General features: G+C 63.6%; 24 protein-coding genes and 4 pseudogenes. 14 read left to right on the top strand and 14 right to left on the bottom strand.

Features of this window, described 5'->3' with window-relative positions; genetic code table 11:
- From ACVOLV_RS17105 to ACVOLV_RS17095, 3 genes and pseudogenes are all read left to right on the top strand, one after another.
- Positions 1–141 (top strand): annotated as a pseudogene (locus ACVOLV_RS17105) (IS3 family transposase); the annotation flags it as partial.
- Entirely contained in the window at positions 107–547 is a 441-nt protein-coding gene (locus tag ACVOLV_RS17100; protein ID WP_313642735.1) for an arsenate reductase ArsC, read from the top strand. The pseudogene ACVOLV_RS17105 and the gene ACVOLV_RS17100, both read left to right, overlap by 35 nt.
- A 20-nt stretch (positions 548–567) precedes the next feature.
- Positions 568–780: pseudogene (locus ACVOLV_RS17095) on the top strand (arsenic resistance protein); the annotation flags it as partial.
- A 219-nt stretch (positions 781–999) separates the two neighbouring features.
- Here ACVOLV_RS17095 and ACVOLV_RS17090 read toward each other — a convergent pair.
- Genes ACVOLV_RS17090 through ACVOLV_RS17075 form a run of 4 tightly spaced genes read right to left on the bottom strand, consistent with a single transcriptional unit; the run spans position 1000 to position 6944 of the window.
- Complete coding sequence (locus ACVOLV_RS17090) at positions 1000–2298, bottom strand: TolC family protein (RefSeq protein WP_231732380.1); 1299 nt, start codon at positions 2296–2298, stop codon at positions 1000–1002.
- Entirely contained in the window at positions 2295–2615 is a 321-nt protein-coding gene (locus ACVOLV_RS17085) for a DUF3240 family protein (protein WP_062168876.1), read from the bottom strand. The genes ACVOLV_RS17090 and ACVOLV_RS17085 overlap by 4 nt, the downstream gene beginning before the upstream one ends.
- Positions 2612–5707, bottom strand: a complete 3096-nt coding sequence (locus tag ACVOLV_RS17080) for an efflux RND transporter permease subunit (protein WP_164170534.1) — start codon at positions 5705–5707, stop codon at positions 2612–2614. The genes ACVOLV_RS17085 and ACVOLV_RS17080 overlap by 4 nt, the downstream gene beginning before the upstream one ends.
- 13 nt (positions 5708–5720) lie before the next feature.
- Entirely contained in the window at positions 5721–6944 is a 1224-nt protein-coding gene (locus ACVOLV_RS17075) for an efflux RND transporter periplasmic adaptor subunit (RefSeq protein ID WP_062168880.1), read from the bottom strand.
- A gap of 310 nt (positions 6945–7254) precedes the next feature.
- On the opposite strand from ACVOLV_RS17075, the gene ACVOLV_RS17070 reads away from it, so the two are divergent.
- Positions 7255–7806 carry a cytochrome b gene (locus ACVOLV_RS17070; RefSeq protein ID WP_164170536.1) on the top strand — a complete coding sequence of 184 codons (552 nt, stop codon included), beginning with the start codon at positions 7255–7257 and terminating at the stop codon, positions 7804–7806.
- 41 nt (positions 7807–7847) lie between these two features.
- Positions 7848–8555: a VIT1/CCC1 transporter family protein gene (locus ACVOLV_RS17065; protein WP_164170537.1), complete on the top strand. Its 708-nt coding sequence runs from the start codon at positions 7848–7850 to the stop codon at positions 8553–8555.
- 13 nt (positions 8556–8568) lie between these two features.
- Here the strand turns inward: ACVOLV_RS17065 and ACVOLV_RS17060 are convergent, their stop codons facing one another.
- From ACVOLV_RS17060 to ACVOLV_RS17045, 4 genes are all read right to left on the bottom strand, one after another.
- Positions 8569–9924 (bottom strand): sensor histidine kinase, encoded by a 1356-nt coding sequence (locus ACVOLV_RS17060; RefSeq protein WP_231732381.1) that lies wholly within the window; start codon positions 9922–9924, stop codon positions 8569–8571.
- A 60-nt stretch (positions 9925–9984) separates the two neighbouring features.
- On the bottom strand, positions 9985–10650 hold the full coding sequence (locus ACVOLV_RS17055; protein ID WP_062168888.1) for a response regulator transcription factor: 666 nt from the start codon (positions 10648–10650) through the stop codon (positions 9985–9987).
- A gap of 14 nt (positions 10651–10664) precedes the next feature.
- Positions 10665–12026, bottom strand: coding sequence for a ferredoxin reductase family protein (locus ACVOLV_RS17050; RefSeq protein ID WP_481549418.1), 1362 nt, complete (start codon positions 12024–12026; stop codon positions 10665–10667).
- Positions 12027–12222: 196 nt separating this feature from the next.
- The gene (locus tag ACVOLV_RS17045) at positions 12223–13764 is read right to left on the bottom strand and encodes a DUF3363 domain-containing protein (protein WP_313642736.1); all 1542 of its coding nucleotides are present in this window, start codon (positions 13762–13764) and stop codon (positions 12223–12225) included.
- A gap of 276 nt (positions 13765–14040) precedes the next feature.
- Between ACVOLV_RS17045 and ACVOLV_RS17040 the strand changes: the two genes are divergently transcribed.
- The 6 genes and pseudogenes from ACVOLV_RS17040 (at position 14041) to arsN2 (ending at position 17285) form a co-directional block, all read left to right on the top strand.
- The gene (locus ACVOLV_RS17040; protein ID WP_197430008.1) at positions 14041–14370 is read left to right on the top strand and encodes an ArsR/SmtB family transcription factor; all 330 of its coding nucleotides are present in this window, start codon (positions 14041–14043) and stop codon (positions 14368–14370) included.
- 11 nt (positions 14371–14381) lie between these two features.
- A complete protein-coding gene (locus tag ACVOLV_RS17035) occupies positions 14382–14843 on the top strand; it encodes an ArsI/CadI family heavy metal resistance metalloenzyme (RefSeq protein ID WP_062168894.1) in 462 nt (153 codons plus the stop codon).
- A 12-nt stretch (positions 14844–14855) separates the two neighbouring features.
- The gene (locus ACVOLV_RS17030) at positions 14856–15353 is read left to right on the top strand and encodes an arsenate reductase ArsC (protein WP_164170539.1); all 498 of its coding nucleotides are present in this window, start codon (positions 14856–14858) and stop codon (positions 15351–15353) included.
- A 58-nt stretch (positions 15354–15411) separates the two neighbouring features.
- Complete coding sequence (arsB, locus tag ACVOLV_RS17025; protein ID WP_481507752.1) at positions 15412–16458, top strand: ACR3 family arsenite efflux transporter; 1047 nt, start codon at positions 15412–15414, stop codon at positions 16456–16458.
- Positions 16455–16853, top strand: a pseudogene (gene arsC / locus ACVOLV_RS17020) (arsenate reductase (glutaredoxin)); the annotation flags it as partial. The gene arsB and the pseudogene arsC, both read left to right, overlap by 4 nt.
- A complete protein-coding gene (gene arsN2 / locus ACVOLV_RS17015; RefSeq protein ID WP_313642804.1) occupies positions 16854–17285 on the top strand; it encodes an arsenic resistance N-acetyltransferase ArsN2 in 432 nt (143 codons plus the stop codon).
- A gap of 345 nt (positions 17286–17630) precedes the next feature.
- On the opposite strand, the gene ACVOLV_RS17010 is transcribed toward arsN2, so the two are convergent.
- Positions 17631–20264: an excinuclease ABC subunit UvrA gene (locus tag ACVOLV_RS17010; protein ID WP_062168898.1), complete on the bottom strand. Its 2634-nt coding sequence runs from the start codon at positions 20262–20264 to the stop codon at positions 17631–17633.
- Between the two features lie 243 nt (positions 20265–20507).
- On the opposite strand from ACVOLV_RS17010, the gene ACVOLV_RS17005 reads away from it, so the two are divergent.
- On the top strand, positions 20508–20810 hold the full coding sequence (locus ACVOLV_RS17005) for a putative quinol monooxygenase (RefSeq protein WP_062171693.1): 303 nt from the start codon (positions 20508–20510) through the stop codon (positions 20808–20810).
- 818 nt (positions 20811–21628) lie between these two features.
- Here ACVOLV_RS17005 and ACVOLV_RS17000 read toward each other — a convergent pair.
- Genes ACVOLV_RS17000 through ACVOLV_RS16990 form a run of 3 tightly spaced genes read right to left on the bottom strand, consistent with a single transcriptional unit; the run spans position 21629 to position 22743 of the window.
- Entirely contained in the window at positions 21629–22015 is a 387-nt protein-coding gene (locus tag ACVOLV_RS17000) for a CPBP family intramembrane glutamic endopeptidase (protein WP_313642739.1), read from the bottom strand.
- The gene (locus tag ACVOLV_RS16995; RefSeq protein WP_313642740.1) at positions 22012–22464 is read right to left on the bottom strand and encodes a hypothetical protein; all 453 of its coding nucleotides are present in this window, start codon (positions 22462–22464) and stop codon (positions 22012–22014) included. Before ACVOLV_RS16995 ends, ACVOLV_RS17000 begins: the two co-directional genes overlap by 4 nt.
- Positions 22465–22512: 48 nt before the next feature.
- Positions 22513–22743 (bottom strand): hypothetical protein, encoded by a 231-nt coding sequence (locus ACVOLV_RS16990; protein ID WP_062168900.1) that lies wholly within the window; start codon positions 22741–22743, stop codon positions 22513–22515.
- Between the two features lie 449 nt (positions 22744–23192).
- Here ACVOLV_RS16990 and ACVOLV_RS16985 point away from each other — a divergent pair, with 449 nt between their 5' ends.
- On the top strand, positions 23193–23372 hold the full coding sequence (locus tag ACVOLV_RS16985; protein WP_156455860.1) for a hypothetical protein: 180 nt from the start codon (positions 23193–23195) through the stop codon (positions 23370–23372).
- Between the two features lie 35 nt (positions 23373–23407).
- Here ACVOLV_RS16985 and ACVOLV_RS16980 read toward each other — a convergent pair.
- Positions 23408–24023 (bottom strand): annotated as a pseudogene (locus ACVOLV_RS16980) (DUF488 domain-containing protein).
- Positions 24024–24808: 785 nt separating this feature from the next.
- Between ACVOLV_RS16980 and ACVOLV_RS16975 the strand changes: the two are divergent.
- The gene (locus ACVOLV_RS16975) at positions 24809–25060 is read left to right on the top strand and encodes a hypothetical protein (RefSeq protein ID WP_296251558.1); all 252 of its coding nucleotides are present in this window, start codon (positions 24809–24811) and stop codon (positions 25058–25060) included.
- Positions 25061–25192: 132 nt separating this feature from the next.
- Here ACVOLV_RS16975 and ACVOLV_RS16970 read toward each other — a convergent pair whose 3' ends face one another.
- Positions 25193–25333 (bottom strand): hypothetical protein, encoded by a 141-nt coding sequence (locus ACVOLV_RS16970; RefSeq protein WP_296251559.1) that lies wholly within the window; start codon positions 25331–25333, stop codon positions 25193–25195.
- Positions 25334–25565 lie beyond the last annotated feature (232 nt).

Below are 25565 nucleotides of genomic sequence, written 5' to 3'. Positions count from 1 at the left end.
CGCGAACGGATTAAGCGGCGGATCTACAGCAATCACGACGAGGCACGCGCCGATGTCTTCCAGTACATCGAGATGTTTTACAACCCGACACGGCGACACGGTTCCAATGGCCGAATCGACCCTGACAAAGTGGGGCGAAGGCCGCTATCGGTCCTTCAGTGCAGGCAGCCAGCCGGCCGGTCGGGTCAATCCGTTCGCCATTGCTCAGTTGCAGCGCGAGGGCTTCCCGGTGGAGGGCCTGCGTAGCAAGTCCTGGGATGAATTTGCCGAAGCGGATGCTGCTGCCATGGACCTGATAGTCACCGTGTGCGACAGCGCGGCTGCCGAAGCGTGCCCGGTCGTGTTTGGCGATTTCGTGCGCGTGCACTGGGGCTTGTCCGATCCGGCCGGCGTAGAAGGCTCGGATGCACAGAAGGCTGAAGCATTCGATCGGGCACATCAGATCATCAAGGCCCGCCTGAAGGCCTTCCTGGAGATTCCTGACGGGGCATGGGATGACCGTAAAGCTCTCAAGGCACAGCTCGATCAGATTGCGCAGATCAACTGACCGTCCTCCCGGAAACTCCCATGACTACTGAAACCTCCCGCCTGTCCTTCCTGGACCGGTATCTCACGCTCTGGATCTTCGCCGCCATGGCGCTCGGCGTCGGCCTGGGCGCGTTGTTCGAGGGCGTGCCCAACGCGTTGAACAGCCTTTCGATAGGGTCGACCAACATTCCGATCGCGATCGGCTTGATTCTGATGATGTATCCGCCGCTGGCCAAGGTGAAGTACGAGGAACCCCGATGCAGCAGGTTGTTGGTTAGCCAGGCATCCCGCAAAGCCCATCGGCTGCCCTGCAAGCGATAGAGATGATCGGCGACCCAGAAGTCCCCACCGCCATCCATCAATAGACTGCTGATGATCAGCGCCGCACCCGCTGGTAGCGCTAAATGAGTGATTAAGAATCGAGGTGCGAATGGTGCGTTGGATAGTGGGGCGTTGCCCAGTAGTCGGAATTCATTGGGGGGCATCGGCATGTGCCTCCTTCGAATGCCACAGCGCATGCGCGTCGATACGCACCAGTGCTGATGCTTGCAACGCATCGACGCGAACCTGTGCCTCGGCGAGTCGTGTCTGGCGCAGGTTGCGCAACGTCAAGAGGTATTCGGCCAAGGAGGCCTCTCCCAATTCCCAAGCCCGCCGCGTGCGGTTGCTGGCCGTGGTCTGCGCGGCCAGCGCCTGCGCGAATGACTGCCACTGTGTGCGCTTGCTGTCGGCAGCCTGCACGGCGACCCACGCACTTTGCTCCACCGCGCGCCGCACGCCGAGCGCCTCCGCCTCTGCGGCCGCCGCATTGGCGCTTTCCGTGGCAGCCATTGCACTGCGATAGTCTGTGCCAAATGGCACCGTCAGGACAACGCCAATGACACGTTCCGCCCCGCCGCGTTCAGACATCATGCGTACCCCGACTGTGGGGTCGGGCGTGCGGTTGGCGCGAGCTCGCTCGGCCACCTTGGCAAGGCGAGCTGCCTCTCCATCGGCAATGCCGATTTCGACGCTTTGTCGCACAATTCGCGCCAGCCACTCCTGTACCCCGCCCTGCAAGGGATCGGGATCTGGCAGCGTGGATGGCCGTGCGGGAATCTCAATGCCGGGGAACTCGATCACTACCGTTTGTCGTGCTGCCCGTTCTGCGTCGCGCGCAGCGCTAACCTGGGCAGCAAGCATTGCGCGTTCGGCTTGCAGAACGTCGCTGTCCCGCTGCGCGGCATCGCCCAGGGTCACGCGGCGGGCCATTGCTTCCTGCTCACGTATAAGCAACTTTTCCTGCGCTTGCATCTCGTCGGCTACGACGAAACTGCGCAACCATCCGGCCCAGACTTCCAACAGTCGCCTTGCCATTTGGTGCTCGGCATCTTCAAGGCGCATATCGGCCACTCTGCGGGTGCGGCTACCGATGTCCCGATCTATACGTGCCTTGTTTGGCAAGCGAACAGCACGGCTGAGCTGGATTTCCCATTCGTTGTAGCGACGCGCTTCGTTGGTCACGTTTCGACGTTGTAGGCCGCTACTGAGTTCAAACTCGTGGCTACCGGCTTCAAGGGCGCTTTGCGTGGCAGCAGCCGCGTCCAAGCGAGCGGCTGCTGCATTCACGACCGGCTGGGTTTTCATCGCCGCTTCGACTTGCACCTGCGGAGGCAGCCAAGAGAGATCATCGGCGTGCGCTTGCGCGGGATGAAATGTCAAAGCCGCGATAGCCACCATGACGGAACCAGTCGGCAGCACCAGGCTGCATCCTTTGTTTTTATTCGTCATACCAGTCTTCCACTTGCCAACACCGGCTCCACCCACCAGCGCACATCGCTCGATGCGATGCGCTGGCGCAGATGCGCCAGAACCTGTTCCAGCCGTTCGGGTTCGATCAACACCCAGATGACGCGCCGATCCACACGGCCGCGAACTTTCTCGCGAATGGACGCGCGCGCGAAGTCGCCGGTATGCCCTTCGGCGTGCAACAGGGTGAACCCTGGCAGCACCGGGTCGGCCATCAGGGCATCGGTGACGGCGTCTTCGAGCGTGGGTGGAAATACCAGATTCAGGCGCACCAGTTGCGCTTCTTTCAATCCGTTCATGCATGGACTCCTTGTTGTGAGGAGATGGCCTGGCCGAATCGCCGGTACAGCACCGGCAGCAGGACCAGGGTCAGCGCCGTGGAGCTGACCAGCCCGCCAATCACCACGATGGCGAGTGGGCGCTGGATCTCAGAGCCAGGGCCACTGGCCAGCAGCAGGGGCACCAGACCAAAAGCGGTGATGGAAGCCGTCATCAGCACGGGGCGCAGCCGTCGCAGAGAACCTTCACGCACCACCTGTTCCATGGGCAGGCCCAGCGCGTGCAGGTGGTTGAAGTGCGTCACCAGCACCAATCCGTTGAGCACGGCGATGCCCAGCAGCGCGATGAAGCCGACCGAAGCAGGCACCGACAGGTACTGCCCCGATAGCCACAGCGCCGCCACGCCGCCGACCATGGCAAACGGCACGTTGCCGAGGATGAGCGCGGCCTGCCGCACCGAGCCGAAGGTCATGAACAGCACGAAGAAAATCAGCCCCAGGGCCACCGGCACCACCATGCCAAGGCGGGCCGCTGCACGTTGCTGGTTCTCAAACTGCCCGCCCCATTCGACGCGATAGCCGGGCGGCAGCGGCACGTCGCGCGCCACGGCTGCGCGCGCTTCATCCACGAAGCCGACCAGATCGCGCCCGCTCACGCTGGACTGGATCAGTGCGAAGCGCGAGCCGTTCTCGCGCCGCACCAGCACGGGGCCATCGGTGGTGGCGATGCGCGCCAGCGAGGCCAGGGGGATTTCGCCCTGATCGCCACGGGCGAGCTGCAAGTCCTTGAACCGCTCGGCCGATCCGCGCAGCCGGGCATCCCCGCGCACCACGATGGGCGTGCGCCTGTCCGGCTCGATCACCAGCCCGGCCGGAACGCCTTCGAGTTGCGCGCGCAACTCGTCCTGAACCTGTGTTACGGCCAGCCCGGCGCGCCCCGCCGCCTGCGCATCCACCTTCACCTGCAGGTATTCCACGCTGTCGCTGGCCTGGGTGAGCACGTCGCGCGCACCGGGCACTTTCTCGATGCGAGCGGCCATGCGCTGCGCCAGATCGCCCAGTGTTTGCAGATCAGGGCCGAACAGCTTGACGGCCACGTCGCCCCGGCTGCCGGTGAGCATTTCTGAGATGCGCATCTCGATGGGCTGGGTAAAGCCGAATTCCAGGCCGGGGAAGGCATCCATCACCTTGCGTATCTCGGCACTCAAGGCCTCCTTGTCGGCTGCATGCCAATCCTTGCGCGGTGCGAGCTGCATGAACAGGTCGGTTTCGTTCAGGCCCATCGGGTCGAGCCCCAGCTCGTCCGAGCCCACCCGCCCGATGCTGTGCCGCACCTCGGGCACTGCCGCACTGATGGCCTTCTGCACGGCCAAGTCAATCTCCAGCGAGCGCTGCAGCCCAATGGACGGCGGTTTTTGCAGTTGCAGCAAGATATCGCCTTCGTCCATCGTCGGCATGAACGCCTTGCCCGTGCCGAGGTAGGCCACCACACCCAATGCCAGGGCCGCGATGGCGACTGCCGATGCGCGTAGCGGGTGGTGAAGCGCAGCCTCCAGCAGCGGTTGGTACAGGCGCGTAGCCCAGCGCATCACCCACGGCTCGGTGTGCGCGTGTTCCTTGAGCAGCAGCGAGGCCAGCACAGGCACCAGCGTGAACGACAGCAGCAGCGAGACGCCCAGGGCGAACACGATGGTCAGCGCCACCGGCACGAACAGCTTGCCTTCCAACCCTTGCAGCGTGAGCAGGGGCATGAAGGTAAGGCAGATGATGAGGATGCCGGAGGCCACGGGCACGGCGACCTCGCGCGCCGCCGCGAATATGCGGTGCAGGCGCGGCTGGTGCGCACTGGGCGCGTGCGGGTCGAGCCGACTGACGGCGTTTTCCACCACCACTACGGCAGCGTCCACCAGCATGCCGATGGCGATCGCGAGGCCCCCCAAGCTCATCAGGTTAGCGCTCATGCCGACCAGACGCATCAGCAAGAAGGTGCCCAGTGCCGCCAAAGGCACCATCACCGCCACAACCAGCGCGGCGCGAAGCTCGCCGAGGAACAGAAGCAGCAGGATAACGACCAGTACCGTCGCTTCCAGCAAGGCGCTTTCCACCGTGCCCACGGCGCGCTCGATCAGCGTGCTGCGGTCATAGAACGGCACCACCTTGACGCCGGGCGGCAGGCTGGGAGTCACCTCGTCCAGCCGGGCTCGAATGGCTTTGACCAGCGCCGAGGCATCGGCCCCGCGCAGCGCCACCACGATGCCTTCCACCGCTTCGCCCGCGCCGTCCCGGGTGACGGCGCCATATCGCGTCACGCCTTCGATGCGCACCTGGGCCACGTCGCCCAGGCGAACTGGGGCCGTACCATTGGCCCCCGCGCGCAGGATCAGACGGGATAAATCGTCCAAAGTGTGGATCGCGCCTTCGGCGCGCACGATCAGCGTGTCTTCGCCTGCATCCAGGCGGCCCGCACCGTCATTGCGGTTGTTGCGGCCGATCGCCGTGATGACATCAGAGAAGCTGAGGCCCGCAGCGGAAAGCCGTGCGCGATCCGGCACCACAGCAAAGCTCTTGGCTTCTCCACCCAGCACGTTGACATCAGCAACACCGGGCAGCGTGCGCAGAGCCGGGCGCAGCGTCCAGTCCAGCAGGGCGCGGCGCTCGCTCAACGTGAGGCCACCGCCTTCGATGGTGAACATGAACACGTCCGACAGCGGTGTCGAAATCGGCGCCAGCCCGCCGCTGACGCCTTCGGGGAGGCTGCCCGAAACGCCGGCATAGCGTTCAGCCACCTGCTGACGCGCCCAGTAGATGTCGCTGCCTTCGGCAAAGTCCAGCGTGATGTCGGCGATGGCGTACTTGGCCGTGGAGCGCAGCATCACGCCCCGCGGCACGCCGAGCAACTCCATCTCCAGCGGCGTGATCACGCGCGACTCCACCTCCTCGGGCGTCATGCCAGGGGCCTTGATAATCAGCTTGACCTGCGTGGGGGAAATATCTGGATAGGCGTCGATCGGCAGTTGCAGGAAGGCCGCCAGGCCCGCACCCGCCAAAGCCAGCACGCCAAGCAGTACCAGCGCACGTTGGCGCAGGGAGAATTCAATCAGACGGGACAACATGCGTGGTCGCCCCTCATTGCAATGGAATCATGGATTTGAGCAGTGCCGTACCGCGCACAACGACCTGCATGCTTGCCGCAAGCGGCGCAGTGTCTGGCGAAACGGCACGCACGGCGCTTGACGCCTCTGATTCGTCTTGCCCCAGCAGTTGCACCGGAACAGCGCGGACGCGTAGGTCGCCTTGCTTGTCTTGCGATGACGGCTCAGCAACGTAGAGCACGTGGGCGCTGCCCGCTGGCAGCAGTGCGGCCGATGGCACGCTCAAGGTGCCCTGCGGTGCTGGCAGCAACAGCGCGACACTGATCTGCTGCCCGGCCGCATAGCGGTCTGCCCCTGCCTGATCTGCATCGACGCGGGCACGTACCCGCAGGCTCTGACTACTGAGGTCAGTGTCGCCACCAACAGCCGTCACGCGAGCGATCGTGCCATCGGGAAGACGCACTTCCAAGCCTGGGTGGAGATCTGAGCGCCAGCGCAGCGGAACCGCGACGCTGACATCCAGAGGGCCAGGCTGAGCCACTGTAAAGGCGATGTCGAGCGGCGCGACCGCCTGCCCGAGGCTCAGGTGACGGCGCATCACCCGCCCGGACAAAGGCGCCAGCAATTCATACTCGCCGGCCTGCCCGCCGCTAACGGGTCGAAGCCGTGCGAGGGCGCCATTGGCCTCTTGCAACGTACTTTGCGCAGCCGCCGCGCGCGCTTGGGTTTGCTCGTTGCGCGTGGCTGGGATGATGCCCTCGGCCAGGAGCGTGGCATCGCGCCGGGCCTGCGCCGCGGCCACCGCCGCTTCGGTTCGGGCACGCGCCAGATCAGCCTGCGACGCCAGAACGTCCTTGCTCTGGATGCGCGCCAGCGCCTGTCCTTGGCGCACTGCGGCGCCCTCATCGACCAGAACGCGCGTCACCACACCGCCATATGGCGCCACGACCTGCGCGCTGGCCGAGAGTGGTGCCACCGTCTGCGCGGGTAAGCCATCCAGCGGTATCACTGCGGCATCCTTGACGAGTGCGGTTTCTACACCCTGCGCGCGAAGCTGAGCGGCGTTGAGGTGAACGCCGCCAGCGTTCGGTTGGGCGACAGCCTCGCTCGCGTCTTTATCGGCTACGGTTGTCTGCTGCGTTGTCCGAGCCCACCAGCCGTACCCTACGGCAGCCAGAACTGCCACACTGACGACAGACAAGGCCAAGGTCTTAGTTCGGCTGGCTGTGCCCGCCGTTTTCAAGGTCGGGAAGCTCATGCTTGTGCCGCCCCAAACGACGTAGAGCAGAGTAGAAAGCACACAGCGGGGATTGAAAATCCGTCGCATATGGAGCGGTGCGCGAGGTTAATGAGGCGAAACATGCGGTCGATCTCTTGTAAAAGATCGGCTCATGTTCTTCGATGAAGCTTTGAGAAGGCTTTGGAGAAAGCGAAATTTGCTCAGTACGATGTATTTCGGCGAAACGCCTGCTTTGAGCAGCAAGCAATCGATAAACTGATTTATCAGTAACTTGCTCTGATATGCCAGCGGTGCGCCTTTGCTACCTCAAACATCGCATCCATACACCATGAATTTCAGGAATTCCGAATACCGTTTCAGTCCTTTGGTCATAGGACTGCATTGGCTGACCGTGCTTCTCATCATCGCGGTCTATGCGAGCATGGAGCTGCGCGGACTGGCACCCAAGGGCGCCTTGAGAGACGCCATGAAGTCCTTGCACTACCTGCTGGGCCTCAGCGTTCTGGTGATCGTCCTTATTCGTGTCTGGGTGCGCAGCCAGGCGGGCGCGATGCCCGCGATCCAACCACCCATGCCACGCTGGCAGGCCACGCTCGCCGATGTCATGCACTATGCGCTCTACAGCTTCATGCTCGCCATGCCGCTGCTCGGATGGCTCACCTTGAGTGCGGCGGGCAAGCCGATTGTTCTGTTTGGCTTGCCCATTCCGTCTCTGATCGGCACCGACGTTGCTTTGTCGCGCCAACTCAAGGATGTCCATGAGGCGCTGGCGACATTGGGCTATGTCTTGATCGGATTGCATGCGATGGCGGCGCTGTTGCACCACTACGTCATGCGTGACACCACCCTGGTTCGCATGCTCCCCGGTCATCGTCCCTGAACTGCTGGCCTTGGGCTGCTTCACATGGATTTGATTTTCCAATGACAAAATTTCACCACCGCGCCCACCCTGAAAGTCACCGCACTGAACATATCGGATGGCTGCGCGCCGCTGTTCTGGGTGCCAATGACGGCATCATTTCCACGGCCAGCCTAGTTGCAGGCGTGGCTGCTGCCCATGCAAGCCATGCCAGCATCATGACCACGGCCATCGCGGGGTTGGTAGCCGGTGCCATGTCCATGGCTGCAGGCGAGTTCGTGTCGGTCTATTCACAAGCTGATACGGAGAAGGCGGATTTAGCGCGGGAACGTGATGAACTGGAAAACAGTCCGGAAGCAGAGCATCGGGAACTAACGGCCATCTATGTCCGGCGTGGCCTGGATCATCGACTCGCGGATCAGGTCGCCACGCAATTGATGGCGCATGATGCGCTGGGCGCGCACGCGCGCGATGAATTGGGCATTTCTGAAACCTTGAGCGCTCGCCCGCTGCAAGCCGCCATGGCGTCCGCTGGAAGCTTCGCCGTGGGTGCAGCCATGCCGCTGGCCGTGGTTCTGTTGGCGCCGGAGCAGAGCCTGCTCTATTGGACCGTCGCGACGGCGATTGTCTTCCTGGCCCTGCTCGGCGCTGCGGCTGCTGCCGTGGGTGGTACGCCGCTCTTCAAAAGTGCGCTGCGCGTCGCGTTCTGGGGCACATTTGCCATGGCGGTGACAGCGGGCGTGGGAGCCATGTTCGGCACTGCGGTGTAGATCTGTGTCAATGTCAGAGCAGCGGTGGCCAAGGGCCAAGCCGCGCGGACAGCCGACCGTTGTCCAGTGAGAACGCCAGCGGCAGGTCTATGGCATGCGCGAGCGCCAGAGCCAGTGCAAGTCCCAGCCCGGCGTGGTGCGCCGTGCCACCTTCGGAATCCTTGCGCCAGAAGCGAAGGCCGAATTGATCCAGATCGGATGCCTGCAAATTGGGAGCTGTGTTGACGATGGTCAACATCCAGCCGGAAGCCGCGCGCTCCAGCCGACATTGAATGTCGTCGCCTTCGGGCGCGTATTCGATGGCATTGCGCAAGAGGTTGGAGACGATGCGTTCGATCACGCCCTGATCGCTTTGCACCCATGCCGATTCAGGCAAAGTCACGCGGATGGGTGACTTAGGTGCCATTTGCTGGACGTTGAGTCCCGCCAGTAACTCTTGCAGCAAAGCTGTTAGATCCAGAGGATCCAGCACCAGTGTGTGTTGACCGGACTCAAGCCGCGCCAACAACAGCAGAGTGTCCACACTGCGCTGCATGCGTGAACTGGCCTGGATCGTTGCATTCAGGGCGCGCTGGATTCGGGCCGGGTCGGCATCGATCAAAGCGCTTTCTGCGCTGATGCGGATTTCCGCCAGGGGCGTGCGCAACTCGTGGGCCACGTCGCGGGAGAAGCGGCGCTCGCGGACAATGGCCGCATACAGGTGATGCAAGCCCTGATTGAAGGCTTCGGCAAACGGCCGCAGTTCGCGGGGAAAGTCCGCTCCGATCCGCGCAATCGGCCGATCCGTACGCAGGTCGGCCAGTTGCACGCCGACGCGCTCCAGCATGACCACGATGCGCCGAACCATGAGCAGCGCTAGGCCCGTGGCCAGGAGCGTCGCCAGGACGATACCGCCCAGGAGCGCGAAGTGGATGCGCCGCTCGGTTTGATCCCAATCCCTGCGTTCAGTCGCCACGACCAGCAGCCGGGACTTTTCGCCAGCTACGGATATGCGCGTCGCCAGCGCGCGACCCGCGTGGCCATCCGGGAGTGTCACGTCGTAATAGCGCGGGGTGCCTTGCTCCAGTGGCCCAAGTGCAAGCTCGGCCCCAGCACTGCTGGGCGAACGCAGCAAGGTCCGGTGGGTCTGCGAATCAAAGACCGTGAAGAACTCGGTATGCCCGCTAGGCTCGTATTCCGGCATGAGGCTTTCGAGCTGTCTCGCATCCAACTCCTGCAGCACGCGCCCCACCGCCGCCGATCGTTGCATCAGGGTGGTGTCCATCCGTCGGTAGATTTCGTGGTCGATCCAGTAGTCGAGAACGGGAAACAGGATCGCGAAGGTTCCTCCAATGCAGATCACCAGGCTGGCAGCCAGCCGCCGCTGCAAGGACCAGGATCCGCCTTGACTCGCATCAGAAAGGGCTTCGGAATCGGGGCGTACCATCGTTCAGGGCAGGATGTAGCCGAAGCCACGTCGTGTCACGATCAGTTCATCCAGGCCGCACTGGGCGAGCTTGGTTCGCAGGGTGCTGACGATCACCTCCACCACCTTGTCCGATGCATCGCTGCGGCTGTCGTACAAATGTTCAAAAATCTGCGGGCGAGATAACGTGGCGCCGCGCCGACGCAGCAGCAAGTCGAGCAGTCCATATTCCTTCGGCGTGAGCCCAAGATCCATGCACTTGAATCTCGCGGTGCGCGAGCGCGGATCGACCTCCAGATCGCCGTGGCGCAGAACTGGAACGTCCCGTTGCGGCGGACGCCGCACCAGCGCCCGCAGGCGAGCCAGCAGCTCGGCCAGCTCGAAGGGTTTTGTCAGGTAGTCATCGGCACCCGCATCCAAGGCCCGCACCCGGTCGTCGAGCAGTTCGCGCGCGGAGAGCACCAACACCGGTGCGGCATGGGCCTCCCGGCTCAATGTGCGCAACACGCCAAAGCCGTCCAGCCGGGGCAGCATCAAGTCCAGAATGATGGCGTCGTACCGGTAGCTGGCAAGAAACTTCAGCGCGGACACGCCATCGGCTGCTGTATCGCAGGCATAGCCTTCCGACTGAAGGCTCTGGCTCAGGGCTTCGGCCAGCGTTTGCGAGTCTTCCACGATCAATATGCGCATGTGCTTTCTTCCATTCAGCGCATCTCGAAAAGCTCTTGGTGGAACGCTTCCGGCTCCAACCCCTGGGCCAGCAGGTCGGCGCGCAACGCGCGGCCGAAGGCCGTGGGGCCGCAGAACCAGACGCTGGCGTCTTTCCAACTTGGCACCATAGCACGCAGGCGCTCACCCGTCAGGCGACCGTCTTTCTTGTCGATGAACAGGTGTAGCGCCACGCCGGCCGCCTGGCTGTCGGCGCGAAGCTTCTCGATGGCCTGCGGATCAGCGTCGCTCGTCGGATGGAACAAATCGACGGGGCGTGCGTCTTGGCCTTTGTGCTGCGCCAGATACTTCATGCGCGCAATGAATGGGGTGATGCCGATGCCGGCGCCGATCCAGATCTGGCGGGCACGTCCGTCGTCGAAAGTGAAGCAGCCGTAAGGCCCCTCGACCGTCACCCGGTCGCCAACTTGTAGGCGTTCCGGTAGCCGGCGGGTGTGGTCGCCCAGCGCCTTGGTGATGAAGGTGATGCGCCGGTTTTCCGGCACCCAGGCTGAGGCCAGCGTGTAGGGATGCGGGCCTTCTTTCGGGTTGGACATGGCGAAGGCAAACTGCCCGGGCCGGTGGCCGGGCCAGCCCGGGTCCATCCGCAGGGTAGTTTCCAGCACGTTCAGCGCAGGGTAGGTCTGCAGCGATTCGATGACACCGTGCGCGGTGCGCTGCGCACCGACCCGGCCCAGCAGTACCCACGCCGCCGATACCGTGCCGCTCGCCAGCAGCATAGCCAAAGCCCAGCCCACGGGCTGCGCCCAATAGGAGAACTGCACAAGCACCAAGGTGTGGAAGGCCAGCACCAGGTAGATCGCTGCCATCCAGTGGTGTGTCTTGGCGAACGGCCGGTAGGGGAAGCGCTTAACCAAAGCCAGCACCAGTAGCACCGCGACGGCGTAGAAGGCCCATTCGCCCAAGTCCTCGGCTAGTCCGCGCCAGCCACGCAGCGCCGATTCAATGGAGCCCATTGAATCAGCCGCTGCGCGGGGCTTGCGCGCCGGGCGCGTCAGCCAGCCCCAGCCTACGGCCCACTTGGTACCCTGCGCCCACAGCCAGTGTACTGTCGCAGCGGCCAGAGCGGCGATGCCGAGCCACTTATGCAGGCGGTACATCTTGTCCAGTCCGTTCAAGCTGGGCTCCAACCACGCAGGGCGCGTGGCCAGCACCATCGCCACGGACATCGCGCCGATGGCCAGTACGCCGCTGTATTGAATCCATACCGTTCGCAGGGCGAAGTAGTTGGACTGCGCAGGCCAGAGCGTATCGGTAAAAAGCCATAGAGCGCTCAATGCCAGCGCAAAAAACCAGAACGTCCAAATTATTCTCTTCATCGTGGATTTTCCCCACATTCTGCGGAAGGCGCATGCGGTGCTGGTCTGAAACCATCAATCCAGAAACGCGATAGCGTGCCTTTGAATGTGACCATGTATCCGAAATTACAGAAAATTTTAATTCTGGCATCCCAACCTTTGGTAATGCTTTGGATTGATCAACCATCAATAATAGGATCTAATTTTTCCCACCGGCTTGTGGCATTACCTTGACTCAAGAAATGGTTGACCCCCGACGCCGCCCAATCTCCCATGACACCGCGCCGCCGCGCACCGTCGCGGCAAGCTGCTGCCCCATTCGCTGCTCGATCACCGGTTTCCACGGCACCAGGCTGAACCCCATGCCGTCATCGAGCATCGCGTAGCGCCCGCTGGCCAGCATGACGGAGCGCCGGTAGATGCCGGCCACGCGCTGCCCATCGGCCACCGGGCGATGCTCCAGTCCGGTTTTCGCCGCAATGTCCTTCGTAGCCTGCGCCAGCTCCCGGTTGCGTAGCGTGCCCAATAGATTGCGCGCCAGGATCACGCGCTGGCCGCGCCGCTCGGCCAGCCCCTGTTCGGCCAGAAAGTCGGCGCGCTGCTGCATCGCCTGTTTGACCTCAGCACCAAAGCATAGGTCGCCCAGGCCCGAGCCGCCGCCGATCAACTGCTGGTCCAGCCAGGTGGCACCGATGACGCGGGCCTGCCGCTCGATGGGCAGGTGCGATTTCAGCTCCACGGCCACACCGCTCAGGCGCTGCGCGTCGTAGCGGCGGCCCTGCTCGGGCAGGCCGTCCGGCACCTTCCATAGCCCTTCGGCCACGCGCTCCACGATGCCGGCACGGCGCAGGGCTTCCAGCCGGCGGACGTGGGCCGCGACGACTTCCTGCGGGTCGCGGCCGGGCTTGGCCCGGCCCTGCTCGATCACCAGGTGATGATCGGTGCGGTACAGGCCATCGCTCGCCAGCGCGGCGATGTTCTTGTCGGCCGCCCGCACCTCGGCGGAACCGCGCACCTCCACCACCGCGCCAGTGGGATAGTTCGCCAGCTTGTCGCGGGCGTTCAACGCGACGTAGTGGGCCTTGCCGTCCACGCCGTCGTTGACCAGATAGCCGCGGTCATGCAGTTCGTCGGCCAGCCCCTTGGCAGACACGCGGCCGACGATGGTGCGGCCGTCGTCGCCCGGCTCGAACACCGCCAGCTCGCGCGGCTGGCCGCGCATGGCCCGCTGCATCGTTCGGATGATGTCGCCACGCTCGCCCAGGGCACGCAGCGTCTTTTCCGCGTCGGCATGGGCGGCCCAGGTGCCGGGCTGCACCTCGTCGGTCAGGCCCAGGCGCTGCAAGGCTTGCAGGCGACCCATCAGCAGCAGGCGCTGGCGTTGCAGCCGGGGTTCGTTGAAGCGTTCGATCTGTACCCGGCCATCCTCGTCGGCCTCGCGTTGCAGGGTGCGGTCGAGGCTCATCCACCGTTCTTGTTCCACCTCGCGCTGCAAGGTCTGCTGGATCTCCAGTTCGGTGCGCAGCCCCAGCCATTCGGTCGCCAGTTCGGCGGCCCGATGGCGGAAGCCATCGGCGATGTAGTCGCCCGCGATGATGAGGTCTTTGCCGGTGTCGTCGCGCCCGCGCACGACGATGTGCGTGTGCGGGTTGTCGGTGTTCCAGTGGTTGACGGCCACCCAATCGAGGCCTGTGCCCAGGTCGGCTTCCATGCGGCCCATGAGGTGCCGCGTGTAGGTGCGCAGGGCGCAGACGGCCGCCAGGACGCAAGCGCGCATGGCGCGCGCCGCCCTTGACGGCGAGAACGCCGTGGTACGGTGAAGGGAACAGCAAGACCGCCCACACCCCGCCCACTGCACACAGTCGGCTTTTGGCAAGCGGAGCGCGCAGGCCCTCAAGGGCCGGAGGCGTCAGGGATCAAAGCCGGATGGCCGCGATTCGGCACGAAGCGCGGGGCGCAGCCCGCGAGCCCGACGGCGGTACGCCGGGACGCCATGCAGTTCTGCCTGCTGATGACTTGCACAATGATTCAATAAATGTTGTATTATCGAATCATGAACGAGACCCAAGCTGTTTCCGCGCTGAGTGCCTTGGCCCATGCCCAGCGCCTGCGCGTGTTCCGCGCCCTGGTCGTCGCTGGCCCCGAGGGTTTGACGCCCAGCATCCTGGCCGACCAGCTCGACGTGGCCCGCAACACCCTGTCCTTCCATCTGAAGGAGCTGGCGCACGCCGGCCTCGTCACCATCGAGCAGCAGGGCCGCAACCTGATCTACCGCGCCGAGTACAGCCACATGAACGGCCTGATCGGCTACCTGACCGAGCACTGCTGCCAGGGCGGCGTGTGCGAGGTCAGCCCGTCTTCCGCCATCTGCACCACCTGCTGAAAGGACTTCTCATGAAACGCTTCCACGTCCACCTGCACGTCGATGATCTGAACCGCAGCATCGGCTTCTATTCCCAACTGTTCGCCGCGCAGCCCGCGCGCACCGAGAGCGACTACGCGAAGTGGATGCTCGAAGACCCGCCGGTCAACTTCGCCATCTCGACGCGCGGCAGCAAGCCGGGTATCGACCACCTGGGCATCCAGACCGACGATGCCGAGGAACTGGCTGGCCTGAAGGCCCGCGCGCAGGCCGCCGACATGGCACTGCTCGACGAAGGCACCACGACCTGCTGCTACGCGCGCAGCGAGAAGCACTGGATCACCGACCCGCAAGGTGTGGCCTGGGAGCATTTCCACACGCTGGGCAACATCCCCGTCTTCAACGAAGCATCCCAGCCCGCAAGCGGCGCCGCTGCGGCGTGCTGTGCGCCAAGCGATGGCCGCGCCGCGAAGCCCGCTGCATCTTGCTGCTGACGCGAGGCACGCATGACGACTGAAGTCACCTACAACGCGCTGTTCATCTGCACGGGCAATTCGGCGCGTTCGATCCTCGCCGAAGGCATCCTCAACGAGCTGGGCAAGGGCCGGTTTCACGCCTGGTCGGCGGGCAGCCATCCCAAGGGCGAAGTCCATCCGCTGGCGCTCGCCACGCTGGAGCGCCTGCATCTGCCGGCGACCGGCTACCGCAGCAAGAGCTGGGACGAGTTCGTGGCGCCGGATGCGCCGGTGTTCGATTTCATCTTCACCGTCTGCGACAACGCCGCCGGTGAGGCGTGCCCGCTGTGGCCGGGCAAGCCGGTATCGGCCCATTGGGGCGTGCCCGACCCAGCGGCCGTCGAAGGCACGGAGGAACAGCAGCGCAAAGCGTTCACGGACGCCGCGATCACGCTGCGCCGGCGCATCGAGCTGTTCCTGTCGCTGCCCCTGAAAAGTCTCGATGCCATGTCCTTGCAGCGCGAGCTGCGCGACATTGGCCGCCAGTGAGGCCAGCGCGATGACCGCAGGAGCCGATACCGCCGGCCGCGCGCCGGCGGCGCCCGCCATGAGCATCTTCGAGCGTTACCTGACCGTGTGGGTGCTGCTGTGCATCATCGCGGGCATCGCCTTGGGCCAGCTTGCGCCCGGCGTGTTCCAGGCCATCGGCCGCATGGAAGTGGCCCAGGTCAATCTGCCAGTGGGTCTGCTGATCTGGATCATGGTGATCCCCATGCTGCTCAAGGTGGACTTCGGTGCGCTCGGCCAGATCAGACAGCATTGGCGCGGCATCGGCGTCACGCTGTTCGTCAATTGGGCGGTCAAGCCGTTCTCGATGGCGCTGCTGGCGTGGATCTTCATTCGCCAGGTCTTCGCCGAGTGGCTGCCGGCCGACCAACTCGACAGCTACGTGGCCGGCCTGATCCTGCTGGCCGCCGCGCCCTGCACGGCGATGGTGTTCGTCTGGAGCCGGCTGACGGGCGGCGATCCGGTGTTCACGCTGTCGCAAGTGGCCTTGAACGACACCATCATGGTGTTCGCCTTCGCGCCCCTCGTCGGCCTGCTGCTCGGGTTGTCGGCCATCACCGTACCGTGGGACACGCTGCTGACCTCGGTGGTGCTCTACATCGTCATCCCGGTCATCATCGCGCAGGTGTGGCGCCGCGGGCTGCTGCGCCAGGGCCAGGCGACGTTTGACCGCGCGCTGGCGCGCATCGGCCCGCTGTCGATCGCCGCGCTGCTGCTGACGCTGGTGCTGCTGTTCGCCTTCCAGGGCCAGGCCATCATCCGCCAGCCGCTGGTGATCGCCATGCTGGCGGTGCCGATCTTGATCCAGGTGTTCTTCAATTCCGGCTTGGCCTACTGGCTCAACCGCAAGGTAGGCGAGAAGCACAGCATCGCCGGCCCCTCGGCGCTGATCGGCGCGAGCAACTTCTTCGAGCTGGCCGTGGCGGCAGCCATCAGCCTGTTCGGCTTCCACTCCGGCGCCGCGCTGGCCACCGTGGTCGGCGTGCTGATCGAGGTACCGGTGATGCTGCTGGTCGTGCGCGTGGTCAACCGCTCGCGTGGCTGGTACGAACAGGCTCCGCGCAACGCAGGAAGGCATCCGGCATGAGCCTTGTCACGATCTACCACAACCCGGACTGCGGCACGTCGCGCAACACGCTGGCGCTGATCCGCGCCAGCGGCATCGCGCCCACGGTCATCGAGTACCTGAAGACGCCACCTGACCGCGAAACCTTGCAGGCGCTGATCGCACAGATGGGCATGTGCGTGCGGGACGTGCTGCGCGTCAGGGGCACGCCGTACAAGGAACTCGGGCTGGATGCCGCCCATTGGAGCGATGACGAATTGATCGACCAAATGCTGGCGCACCCGATCCTCATCAATCGGCCCATCGTGGTTTCGTCCCTGGGCGTGCGCCTGTGCCGCCCCTCGGACACGGTGATTGAGCTGCTGCCGCAGCGACCGGCGGGCGAGATTCGCAAGGAAGACGGCACACCGCTGCTGGTGGACACGCCGATCGCGGAAAACGACACGGGCCTCACCACGGCTTTGCAGGAGGCCGGACTTCCCACGGATGATCTGACCGAACCGGGGCGCAGCTTCTTCGCCTATGCCACGGTGACAGACGAGCGCGTGGGCTACGGTGGCTTCGAGCATATGGGCCGGGATGTGCTGGTGCGCTCCCTGGTGGTGCTGCCGCACGCGCGCCAGCGCGGCATTGGCGGCGCCATGCTGGCGTTACTACTGCGACGCGCCTTCGATCAAGGCGGACGTGACGCCTGGCTACTGACCACGACGGCGGCGCCGTTCTTCGAGCGCGGGGGCTTCAAGCCGGTGGAACGCACAAGCGCACCGACTTCTGTGCTGGCGACGCGGCAGGCTGCGAGCTTGTGTCCCGCCAGCGCAGCGTTACTTAGGCGGCCGATCCATTTGTAGTGCAGAACCGTCAGGACTCGCGCTGCTCGATCTGCAACCGTGCCCGTTCGGTCTCCCGCGGCTGGACTACTTGATAGCGCTTGGACACCACGTCCAACGGTCGCTTGGTATCAGAGCGATAAAGCATGTTGTAAGCCAGAACCGCCAGGCTGATCTCGGAATGCAAGGCATGCTGAGAGCGATCGCGGCTTGAGAACTCCGGATGATTGTTTTGACCAAACTGCGTGAGTCGTATGCGCTCTCCCCGAAAGATCATCCGCAAAGGGTTTTTACACAGCCTCGGCCAAGAGCGGACGTAAGGCTGGGAAAACGCGTTTGCCAGAGGGAAATCGAGCAGCGCCTCGGTCAGCGTGAGTACAGCGCGCGCTGCAGGTAAGGCGCTGTGGCTCCGACGCCCCGGCTCGCTACGTCCTGCGGCACGCCCTCGGCGACGATACGACCCCCCTTCTCCCCGGCGCCCGGGCCTACGTCGATCATCCAGTCGCTGTCGGCGACGACCCGCATGTCATGTTCGACGACGACCACGGTGTTTCCTGCGTCAACCAGTTCGTGCAATTGCACCATCAGCTTGTCCACGTCGAAAGGGTGCAGTCCAGTGGTCGGCTCGTCGAGCACGTATAGCGAGTCGCCATGCTGACTGCGCTGCAGCTCGGTGGCCAGCTTGATGCGCTGGGCCTCGCCGCCGGACAGTTCCGTCGCAGGCTGCCCGAGCCGCAGGTAACCCAAGCCAATGCCGTGGAGCAATGCCAGTGCACGGTGCACGGGCACTTCGTCGGCAAAGAACGACAGCGCCTCGTCCACCGTCATCCCCAGCACTTGGGCGATGTTGCGCCCGTTCCACTCGATTTCGAGGGTCTTTTCGTTGTAACGCTTGCCGTGGCAGGTAGGGCATGGCGCGTAGACGCTCGGCATGAAGAGCAGTTCGATGCTGACGAAGCCTTCGCCCTCGCAAGTGGGGCAACGTCCCTGCGCCACGTTGAAGGAGAAGCGACCCACGCCATAGCGGCGCGCCTTCGCAGCGCGCGTGGCTGCGAACAGCTTGCGCACATGGTCGAACAGGCCGGTGTAGGTCGCCAGGTTGGACCGCGGCGTGCGGCCGATGGGCTTCTGGTCGACGTTGACCAGGCGGCGGATGGCACCCACGCCCGCACCCAGCCGGCCCGCAGTACGCGTTATTGCGTCGGGCAGCGGCATGTCGTCGCTGCTTTCCTCCACCGCCGGCTCGTGGCCGAGGTGCTCGCTCACGAGTTCCACCAGCGCCTGGCTGACCAGGCTAGACTTGCCCGAACCGGACACGCCAGTGACCGCAGTGAAGACCCCCAGTGGGATCCGCACATCGAGGCCATGCAGGTTGTTGCGTTGGATGCCGAGGAGCTCGAGCCAGCCTGACGGGCGCCGAGGCGTGCGCCGACGCGTGGGCACGGAGTCGAACAGATAGCGCCGCGTGTGCGACGCCTCGATGTCGCGCAACCCCAACGGCGGCCCGCTGTAGAGCACGCGGCCACCATGCTGGCCTGCATCCGGCCCCACATCGACAAGCCAGTCGGCGCGGCGCAGCGTATCCAGGTCGTGCTCGACGACGAACAGGGTGTTGCCGGCCGCCTTGAGCTGGCCCAGCACCGCGTGCAGGGCTTCCGCATCGGCGGGATGCAGCCCTGCCGACGGCTCGTCCAGCACGTAGACCACGCCGAACAAATTGGAGCGCGCCTGCGTCGCCAGGCGCAGCCGCTGTAGCTCGCCCGAGGAGAGCGTGGGCGTAGAACGGTCCAGCGCGAGGTAACCGAGACCCAGCCCCTGCAACGCCTCAATCCGCTCGATCAGGTCGCGAGTGATGCGTTGTGCTGCGATCCGCTTCTCCTCGGACAGGTTCGCGGTGCGCCGCACGTCCGTGCCGCCGGTATGCGGCGATCCGCCGGCGGCCACGCGACGGGCGATGTCCTTGCGTCCAGCGGCGCGGCTGCGCGTGGCGGTGGCAACTGGTGTGTCGAACCGGTGCTTCGCCGCGGGCGCCAGGAGTTCGGCGATATCAGCGAGCGGCAAACGCGACAAGGTGCCGATATCCAACCCGGCGAATGTGACCGACAGCGCTTCGCGCTTGAGGCGGCGACCGTCGCACGTCGCGCACGTGGTACCGGACATGAAGCGCGCGACACGCTTCTTCATCAGCGCGCTCTGCGTGTTGGCGAAGGTGTCTAGCACGTAGCGGCGCGCGCCGGTAAAGGTGCCCATGTAGCTGGGCTCGGTTTTGCGGCGCAGCGCCGCGCGCGTTTCAGCAGGTGTGAAACCCGCGTACACCGGAACCACTGGCTGCTCGTCGGTGTGCAGGATCCAGTCGCGGTCCTTCTTCGGGAGCTCGCGCCAGGGTTTGTCGATGTCATACCCCAACGTCACCAGGATGTCGCGCAGGTTTTGCCCATGCCACGCCGGTGGCCACGCTGCGATCGCCCGGTCGCGGATCGACAGCGACGGGTCGGGAACCATGGCCTCGTCCTTGACTGTGTAAACGTAGCCGAGCCCGTGGCAGGTAGGGCAAGCACCCTGCGGCGTGTTGGGCGAGAAATCTTCCGCATACAGCATGGGTTGCCGGGGCGGATAGGCGCCGGCGCGCGAATACAGAATGCGTAGCAGGCTCGACAGCGTGGTGATGCTGCCCACAGTGGAGCGGACGTTCGGCGTACCGCGCTGCTGCTGCAGCGCGACTGCCGGCGGCATACCGTCGATGGCGTCAATGTCGGGTACGCCAACCTGGTCGATCAGGCGCCGCGCATAGGGCGACAGCGATTCCAGGTAGCGCCGCTGCGCCTCGGCATAGAGCGTGCCAAACGCCAGCGAAGATTTGCCCGATCCCGAGATGCCGGAGAACACGACGATTGCATCCCTCGGGAGGTCGACATCGACATCCTTGAGGTTGTGCTCACGCGCGCCTCGCACGTGCACGAAGGCGTCGAACCCGACCGGCGACGGGGACTGGTGTGGCATGGGTTCGCACTCCTGCAGATTCGTGACTATGGTAAATCTGCGCTCGCCGTCCGCGTGAAGGGGGCGTCGAGCCATCCTCACACCGTCGCAACACATCGCTCCACGGAAGCGACTAGTTTGTCAGGCAATAGCGGCCAACTGGCTAGGCGCGCCGATCCGTTGATTTCTTGGCTCAATCAAGTCCTAGGCTTCCAAGTAAGGGAGGGGACGTCGTTACTCCGTCAGACCAACAGGAGACAGCTCATGGTCAAGGTTGCGCTATTCGTTCGCTTCGAAGCGAAAATCGGCAAGGAGAAAGAAGTTGAAAGCTTTCTCCTGAGTGGTCTGCCACTAGTTATGGACGAGCCCGCCACGACCGTCTGGTTCGGAATTCGCCTCGGGCCAACAACCTTCGGCATTTTCGATGCCTTTCCCGACGATGCGGGCCGGGAGGCCCATCTCGCCGGCAAGGTTGCAGCGGCCTTGATGGCCAAGGCCGGGGAAATGTTCTCCGAGCCGCCGACCATCGAGAAAGTCGACGTGCTCGCGGCAAAGCTACCCAGCTAGGCAAGTGGGGCAAGCCGCCACTCGGAGACGCCTTCGGGCGGCTTCGTTGTTTGCCCAACCAAGTCATTGCCATGCCCTCCCCGTCCCTACGTTCGAAATCCATCCCACGGCTCTGCAGCAACCAAGCCGTGCCTCGGAAATCACTGGTCTCTTAGACGGTCGCACCGCACACGGGCTTGTGTATCGACTTATGCGCGACCCGCGTCCGATGTCTACGATGCCTCCTGCATTTCCCTAGCCTCTCAATCGTTGGCTTCGCCGAGGGCCAAGGCCGACGCCAGAGGCCTCGACGATTCCAGCGTCCTGTGGAGCGGGACTTCGCCCAACGCGATTCCACAGGGCGTGGCTCCGGGACTTGTGACCTGCGTGCTCGCAGGGATTGCCTAAGTTGTCGCTGTCCGCTTCGGGTCGCACGCCCTGCGGCCCGATGCACTCGTTGCGAGACGTAAACCGAAGGTGGCCTGGTCGAACTCTATCGAGGAAGCCACATCACTCTCCGTTGACACTTCAGCAAAGGCAGTCTCGGTTCCAGTCGGTACTGGGACTGGCATCACGAACCTAAGCTGCCTCTAGATCGCTAAATACCTCGAGCGGAATCCGTACAAGCAGCAGATTGCAGAGCGAGCACCCGCTGCTTCCGGATGAGCCTGCACTTATGTCCTGCGCGCTGCCGAAAACCCGGAGGTTTGCTCAAGCCCCATGAGATCGGCCCGACGACCGCTAGCAGACGCTCAATCGCTTGGTCGTCGCCGGTACGGCGCGAACCAGCATCCGATCGGCAAGAGCCGGGACGGGGAGATGCCGCCCCAGTAGTGGCGTCACCTGCTGGTCGGCGAGAAATTGTGAGCTCCACGCGTCCTTCGCCACTGGATCCACGCGATCGCGGCGACGAAGAAAACGCTGCACAGGTAACTGCCTTCCGGCCCTTGTGCGCCACCGGTGAAGGTGTCGAGGCCTTGCGGGCGCAGCGCCACCAGGAGTGCCGGCAAGTGCGCATGCATACCGGCGACGGGCAGTTCGAAGCCGGTTGCGAGCAACCAGTTCCACCCCGCGTGCCAGCCCATCACGCCCCAGATACTGCCAGTCCACAGTGCCCAGGCGCAGGCGAACAGCGAGAACAGGGACGTGCTGAGGATGATCAGGGGCGGCTGGTGCGGACTGAAATGCAGGAAGCAGAAAACGAGCGACACAAGCAGCACTGTCACGGCGACATTAGTCTGCGCGGCACCACCGACAGCATCCAACCGCGGAAGATGACTTCCTCCACGGTCGCTTGGAACATGAAACTTACTAGCAGCAGACTCACGGGCGAGCGCCATGCTTGCCCCAAGCCTGCGGCCTGCATGCCGCCTGCCATCCAGATCGTGACTACGACCAGCGCGACTGTGCCGAATCCAACGGCAAGTCCGCGCAGGACGGTTTTCAGCCGTACCGGACCGGTCAGCCCGATGCTCGCCAGCGAGCGCCCTTCGACCAAGCGTACCCAGGCGAGCACGCCCGCCAGCGTTGGCGGGAAGGCGCAGTCCGCGAGGAAGGGTTCGACCCGAGCGATCTGTTCCAGCGTGGGCCTGTCCTCGGGTCGTTTCGTGTGTTCGATGGCCCGCTCTACGGTTTCCCGCGCATCGGCCTCGCCATCGAGGTCGGCCACCAGCACGTAGAAAATTGCACCGGCAGCACCAGCATCGAGGCCCGTCTCCGTGCGTCAGAAGTCCAGCGCATAGGCGCCGACGGAAGGCGATGAACCGAAGGCCTTTACGTAGCCTTTGCTGAGGACGACGGGGACATTCTCGAAGGCGATCGCACCCTTGTGCTTCAGATTGGGGAGTCGCTCCTTGAGGAAGCTGTAGACCTCGCGTTCCAGCGTCGCGAGCGCGCTGCCCTTCTGGCCGATGAAGGCCTCGGCCTGTGACCAGCAGGGTTGGAACTTTGGCACGTGGTACTGGTCTTGCGGGAGCCCCTACGCGAAATTACAGCACCCAAAGTTGCATCCCCGCCCTCGCTGGTCCATGCTGGGGGGGAGCGCTTGTGGGGCCAAATCATGGTTACGCGTTCTTTTAACTACTTTGCTCTTCGATCAGACTTTGATCGTTCAGCCCACCATCTCGTCGCCACCTGCACAGCATTGGCGTCTAACGAGCGTCAGGCGTTGCTCGAGGGCTTGGCTGATTTAGCAGCGAAAATTGCAGACGGAGTCCAAGGTCATCGGGAAGAAGCGGCCATCCTCATAAGCATTCAACGAGTAATGCAGAGGGTGAAGCGTGAGGTATTCACACACGCAACTTCCCCACTCGACCACAATCCTTCATGGCTCCCTGCCTATCAGTGTGTTATCGAAGCAAGCCAAGAACGATGAAACCGTGCCTCACAGAAACCGAGTTGGAAATGATCCAGAGTGCCTACAAGCTCTATGGGGCAAGTGACGGTTTCTGGATTACTTTCAATATCATCACAGAAGCGGTTACTCAAAGAAGCGATTGTTCCGGGAAGGAAGTGACAGACATGGTCAAGAGTGCGTTTAAAGAGTTGGCTCGAACAGACAGCGCGTTCGATGAAGCTTTTTGAATAACAGTAGAGAAAAAGAGCCCGGCGTACCGGGCTCACGGTGCTACTCCCCAGTAGATGCCTCGGATCATGGCCCCCGCCCTCAGTTCAGTCAACCATTTCTGCGCCCTCGGCCAGGAGCTCGGCTGGGTTGCTCTTAAAGCAAGCCGAGCTGCAAATGGGGGATATATAAGGCCCTCACCCGCCCGCTGCGCCATGGGATTGAGTCTGTGCGGGTCCGGTGCTCGTTCGGTCTGGATATGCAGCACTTGGTGACCCCGGTGCACTAGAAGGTCCGAAATCAACCGCCGATGGCAGCGCCACCACAGTAGCTCTGCACACATCAATGCCGTCCGACTTCTCGCGGCAGCAGCCAAGGCTTGTTCAAGCCCATCAGCAAACCCTGCGCTGGCCATGTGGTCTGCGTAGCCCTGAAACGATGAGTTCCTCCACCCGCCGTTCGCCGACCTTGACTGCACTGTTCGCCGCCCCCTAGCCGGGAACCCAATGATAGCCAATGCCTTCCCGAGGCAATTGCGCACTCATCGCGTCGCTGCCGAACCAAGGAAACTTTCGGAAGCCAGGAAACCGTCTGACACCCGGAACTGAGTCGATTTGGTTGGCTTGCAGAACATCGATAAAAGCGCCCCACGTGCCCGTTGAGTACCCCATCGTCCAAACAGTCATGGGTTTTTCCTGCCATCGATCTCAACCCGACTACGCTGGAATTCTTTGCCCAAAGAGCGGGGGCGGGTAGTCTAGAACTTACCTCGACACCTTCGCCTCAGCTGCCCGCTCACCTCTGGCAACAGCGCCAGACCCGGTGATAGGATTTTCCGGTCCGACCGCCTGGCACCTTTCATGAACGAGCACACTTCAACTCAGTGCTTAACTCTGTCCGAGCTTGCCCAGCTGCGGCTCGCGTTTGAGCGCTACGGGACCGGGGATGGGTTCTGGCTCGCTTATACCGACATCCTTGATGCAGCCACCAACAGGCTTGGGTGCGACCGAAATATCGTGAACGAAGAAATGCGGAACGCTTTCCGGAAGTGGGCTAGGGAGGACCCTCAGTTCCTCTGATCGGCCAGAAGCGCCGGCCGTTCCGTCCCCCTGATCAGCGCCTGCCAGACCGTTCCAACGACGGATGCCTATCGGACGATGAGCTGACCGCGCTGCGCCAAGCCTTCGAGCGCTACGGTTCGGGCGATGGGTTCTGGATGGCCTTTGAGGACGTTATGGAACAGGCTGCTACTCGGCGGCGTTGCAGCTGCCAGATCGTGCTCAATGAAATGCGGGCCACCTTCCGCACCTGGTCGAAGAGCGACCCCCGATTCTAGTAGGGGCAAAATGCCTTTCGCCTCCCCTCTGCCAAGCATGGCCAGCCGCCCGGTCGCATGCCCCTCTTGCGGGACGGCGGCCGGAGGTTTCAAATACCGTCTTTCATACCTGTACCGCCGATGGCCTCCTCCCCTCATTTCCAGCTCCTGGAAGAGCTCGTCCACTCCATGGAAAATGAAGTGCAAGACCTCTCGACTGGCGACCGCGTCAGCAAACTCGAGGCCGTACGTCAAGCTGCAGCCCGAGCATTTGCTTGCTGTGAGCAAGCAGATGAGGAGGCAATAGATGCGCTGGTACAGCGCGCCTGCGAAGCGGCCGTAGTACCAACTGACGCAAAGAAGGATGAACTGACGACATTGATTGAGCAGTGACAGACCGCGCCCATCTTTGCTGCCTGTCCCCAATTGGCTGGTAGAACTCGGTGTGGCTCAAGAAAGCAGCCTGCAGGGACTGGTTTAGCCCCCGCTCTCCGCTCCGGTCTCAATCCCAAAGTGCGCCGCAGCCTAGTGCTTGTACGCCGCCTTGATGCCGGCCACGATCACTGCAGTCGGCAATGGCTCGGTCGCCCCCACGTCGTAGCTGTCCCCCAGCACCTGCGCAATCGAGTTCTCGATCACCGGGCCCAGGCTTTCCGCCCGCTTCACATCCCCGATGCAGTGCCACCACTGCGTGTGCCAGAGCACTTTCCCTTCAGTGCTGGGCGTGTGCAGATTTTGTGTAAACGGGATTCGGGTAACAGCTGAGGGAGTCGCCCCTCAAACAGGATGAATCGCCCCGTCTTTCCCGGAGGCTCCAAACCTTGAGAGGATGGAGCCATGAGCAACAGATTGACGAGGTACGCACCCGAGGTGCGTGAGCGGGCGGTGCGGATGGTCC

It is taken from the genome of Stenotrophomonas sp. STEN023, from assembly GCF_056760135.1.
Note: the sequence above shows the minus strand (reverse complement) of the source record. Positions and strands in the feature narration are given on the sequence as shown.

Excerpts from the sequence above, each read along its gene's own strand:
- ACVOLV_RS17090 (WP_231732380.1), bottom strand. The coding sequence starts at position 2,298 with ATGACGAATAAAAACAAAGGATGCAGCCTGGTGCTGCCGACTGGTTCC.
- ACVOLV_RS17075 (WP_062168880.1), bottom strand. The coding sequence starts at position 6,944 with ATGAGCTTCCCGACCTTGAAAACGGCGGGCACAGCCAGCCGAACTAAG.
- ACVOLV_RS17085 (WP_062168876.1), bottom strand. The coding sequence starts at position 2,615 with ATGAACGGATTGAAAGAAGCGCAACTGGTGCGCCTGAATCTGGTATTT.
- ACVOLV_RS17050 (WP_481549418.1), bottom strand. The coding sequence starts at position 12,026 with ATGTGGGGAAAATCCACGATGAAGAGAATAATTTGGACGTTCTGGTTT.
- ACVOLV_RS17040 (WP_197430008.1), top strand. The coding sequence starts at position 14,041 with ATGAACGAGACCCAAGCTGTTTCCGCGCTGAGTGCCTTGGCCCATGCC.
- ACVOLV_RS16975 (WP_296251558.1), top strand. The coding sequence starts at position 24,809 with ATGGCCTCCTCCCCTCATTTCCAGCTCCTGGAAGAGCTCGTCCACTCC.
- ACVOLV_RS17005 (WP_062171693.1), top strand. The coding sequence starts at position 20,508 with ATGGTCAAGGTTGCGCTATTCGTTCGCTTCGAAGCGAAAATCGGCAAG.
- ACVOLV_RS17065 (WP_164170537.1), top strand. The coding sequence starts at position 7,848 with ATGACAAAATTTCACCACCGCGCCCACCCTGAAAGTCACCGCACTGAA.
- arsB (WP_481507752.1), top strand. The coding sequence starts at position 15,412 with ATGAGCATCTTCGAGCGTTACCTGACCGTGTGGGTGCTGCTGTGCATC.
- ACVOLV_RS17030 (WP_164170539.1), top strand. The coding sequence starts at position 14,856 with ATGACGACTGAAGTCACCTACAACGCGCTGTTCATCTGCACGGGCAAT.
- ACVOLV_RS17055 (WP_062168888.1), bottom strand. The coding sequence starts at position 10,650 with ATGCGCATATTGATCGTGGAAGACTCGCAAACGCTGGCCGAAGCCCTG.
- ACVOLV_RS17045 (WP_313642736.1), bottom strand. The coding sequence starts at position 13,764 with ATGCGCGCTTGCGTCCTGGCGGCCGTCTGCGCCCTGCGCACCTACACG.
- ACVOLV_RS16985 (WP_156455860.1), top strand. The coding sequence starts at position 23,193 with ATGATCCAGAGTGCCTACAAGCTCTATGGGGCAAGTGACGGTTTCTGG.
- ACVOLV_RS17035 (WP_062168894.1), top strand. The coding sequence starts at position 14,382 with ATGAAACGCTTCCACGTCCACCTGCACGTCGATGATCTGAACCGCAGC.
- ACVOLV_RS17080 (WP_164170534.1), bottom strand. The coding sequence starts at position 5,707 with ATGTTGTCCCGTCTGATTGAATTCTCCCTGCGCCAACGTGCGCTGGTA.
- ACVOLV_RS17010 (WP_062168898.1), bottom strand. The coding sequence starts at position 20,264 with ATGCCACACCAGTCCCCGTCGCCGGTCGGGTTCGACGCCTTCGTGCAC.
- ACVOLV_RS17070 (WP_164170536.1), top strand. The coding sequence starts at position 7,255 with ATGAATTTCAGGAATTCCGAATACCGTTTCAGTCCTTTGGTCATAGGA.
- ACVOLV_RS17100 (WP_313642735.1), top strand. The coding sequence starts at position 107 with ATGGCCGAATCGACCCTGACAAAGTGGGGCGAAGGCCGCTATCGGTCC.